The following is a 2,292-nucleotide window of genomic DNA, read 5'->3' on the forward strand; positions in this document are numbered from 1 at the left end:
TCCCTGTCCGAGGAGATTGACAATCTCTCCGCCGCCCTTGCGTGTTCTTTCCACAATCGCTTCGATGCGTTCAGCAGGCAGGATTTTATCAAGTGGAATTCCTCCTGCGTAAGAATAGCGCACGAGCGGAACCATGTCGTCTCCGTGGCCGCCTAGAACAAAGCCTGAGATATCCTCGACTGAAACGTTAAGCTCCTGGGCGACGAATGTATTGAATCGCGCTGTATCGAGTACGCCTGACTGGCCAATGACTCTGTTCTTTGGAAAGCCAGTCGTTTTCTGGCATACATAGGTCATCGCGTCCACCGGGTTGCTCAGCACAATAATCACGCTGTCTGGTGCATATTTTTTAATATTCTGCGAGACATCGATCATAATTTTTTCATTCGTTGCCACAAGGTCGTCACGGCTCATGCCGGGTTTGCGCGGCAATCCAGCGGTGATCAACACCAAATCTGCCCCACCGATGTCTTCATAGCTGGATGTGCCTGTGATATTGACGCTGAATCCCTGTACGGGGCTGGCTTCAAGCATATCCAGTGCCTTCCCTTTAGTCGGATTGCTCTGAGATGGGATGTCGACAATGATGACATCCCCAAGCTCTTTCTGGGCAAGCATAAGTGCTGCTGTCGCTCCGGTAAAACCAGCGCCGATTACAGCAATCTTCTTCCGTTTGAATCCCATTTGATCTTCCTCCTGCCTATCTTTTCTAATGGAGAATGAAGCTCTCTGTTGTTATTCCCAGAACCACATTATTCTTTTGGAGGGTTCTTTTTTCCTGGCTTTTGAGGAGCAGTCGTATTTTCTTCGACTGTCGTTTCTTCAGGCGGCGTGAGTGCAGTCTCAGTGCTTACAGTCTCTTCCTGCTTCACAACAGGCTCTGCAGGCTTTGGCGCTTCCTCTTTTTTATCCGTAAATAAAACTTTTCCTACTTCTTCATCAGGGTGTGGAATGACGTGAGCAGAAACTAGCTCTCCTACTCTTGCCGCTGCGGCACTTCCTGCTTCCACTGCTGCCTGAACAGCGCTAACATCACCCTGGATTAACACGGTCACAAGCGCCGCGTCTACCTTTTCCTGTCTTAAAAGGCTGACGTCCGCTGACTTCAGCATTGCATCTGCAGCTTCAATCGAACCAATCAATCCGCGTGTTTCAATCATTCCTAATGCTCTACCCACGAGTCCAACCACCTTTCTCTACATCAATCGAGTCAATAATTCCTACTACCAAGGCATCGATTGGCAGCTTTGTATCAGATGACATATTGGCTGCTGCGCTTCCTCTTGTGACAAGCACTTTATCGCCCACGCCTGCACCGATTTTGTCTACTGCGACAAACGGAATCTCACATGCTGATCCATCCGGATATTCCGGCTGGACGACAAGGAATTTCAGCCCGGTCAGTTCATCTTCTTTTCTCGTTGCCCATACATTGCCTACTACTGTTCCTATTTGCATTTCACATTGCTCCTTTTACTCTGCCACAATGATGCTTTTGCCTAGCTCTCTCGCAGCGTCCCGTGCAGAGGGAGTGATGATCGTATTTTTGCAGACGAAGATTTGATCTGCCGTTGTATCCTGTACGTCCCGCTGCGTCAGAAGTTTTTTCTTGCCGGCATTGGTTGATGCAGGCTGATGCTGCGGAACTGATTCAGCTTTGTGACTGCCCTTGCCGCGATTGGCAAAGTCGTCGATACTTTCAACCTTGACCCCAAAGCCGTTTAATTCTTTGACATAGTTAAGCAGCTTTTGGAGGTACTTGTTCACTGAAATCGGTCCTTTTTTTGCCAGCAGATGCTCTTCAATGGTTGGTTCCGGTACAATCGTTCCTTTCTTCCCTGTCAATAGACAGTGAGCAAGGAGGATGCTATCAGGTGTATCCGCGATTCCTAAAGCCCCTTTTACGATCAGGTCCTGACTGGCTCGAAAGAAAATGATATGTTCGACAGACTCACAATCTTCTATCTTTGGTTCCCTGGCAAAATTCAGGTCCCAATTCTGCTTTAATTTTTCTAATGTATTTTCAAAAATCCACGAGGCATCACCAACAATCAGCAGTTTCGGCTGATCAGATGTGACCTCCGTTTTCCCTTCACTTTCGAGCGCGCGTATGACTTCCAGTACGATCGTTTCAATCATGCTGCGATCGATCATCGGCGTTCACCATATTTCTCCAGACGACCTTCCTTGCCAGGAAAAACAAGTCCTGCATTCGCTTCGTCTGTATCAATGTGCATTTCCAGCTTGTAGCGATCCGACACACGGATCAGCACCTTATCAAATGATACTGGT

The 2,292-nt window shown here is 48.1% G+C and carries 5 protein-coding genes; all 5 read right to left on the reverse strand.

The genetic code is table 11. From position 1 onward, the window contains the following. A partial coding sequence (mdh, locus tag WB217_RS19395; RefSeq protein ID WP_423994985.1) for a malate dehydrogenase occupies positions 1–684 on the reverse strand: 684 nt, incomplete at its 3' end. Positions 685–752: 68 nt separating this feature from the next. Continuing rightward, a complete protein-coding gene (locus WB217_RS19400) occupies positions 753–1,178 on the reverse strand; it encodes a BMC domain-containing protein (RefSeq protein WP_423994986.1) in 426 nt (141 codons plus the stop codon). Then, positions 1,171–1,458, reverse strand: coding sequence for a EutN/CcmL family microcompartment protein (locus WB217_RS19405; protein ID WP_423994988.1), 288 nt, complete (start codon positions 1,456–1,458; stop codon positions 1,171–1,173). Before WB217_RS19405 ends, WB217_RS19400 begins: the two co-directional genes overlap by 8 nt. A 15-nt stretch (positions 1,459–1,473) precedes the next feature. Beyond that, a complete protein-coding gene (locus WB217_RS19410) occupies positions 1,474–2,154 on the reverse strand; it encodes a hypothetical protein (RefSeq protein WP_423994989.1) in 681 nt (226 codons plus the stop codon). Further along, a partial coding sequence (locus WB217_RS19415) for a PduL/EutD family phosphate acyltransferase (protein ID WP_423994990.1) occupies positions 2,151–2,292 on the reverse strand: 142 nt, incomplete at its 5' end. The genes WB217_RS19415 and WB217_RS19410, both read right to left, overlap by 4 nt.

The sequence above is a fragment of the Mesobacillus sp. genome (genome assembly GCF_049588175.1).
Lineage (GTDB): Bacteria > Bacillota > Bacilli > Bacillales > Cytobacillaceae > Mesobacillus.

What these genes read in the sequence shown, in the direction of transcription:
- WB217_RS19405 (WP_423994988.1), bottom strand. Translation starts at nt 1,458, where the DNA reads ATGCAAATAGGAACAGTAGTAGGCAATGTATGGGCAACGAGAAAAGAA.
- WB217_RS19410 (WP_423994989.1), bottom strand. Translation starts at nt 2,154, where the DNA reads ATGATCGATCGCAGCATGATTGAAACGATCGTACTGGAAGTCATACGC.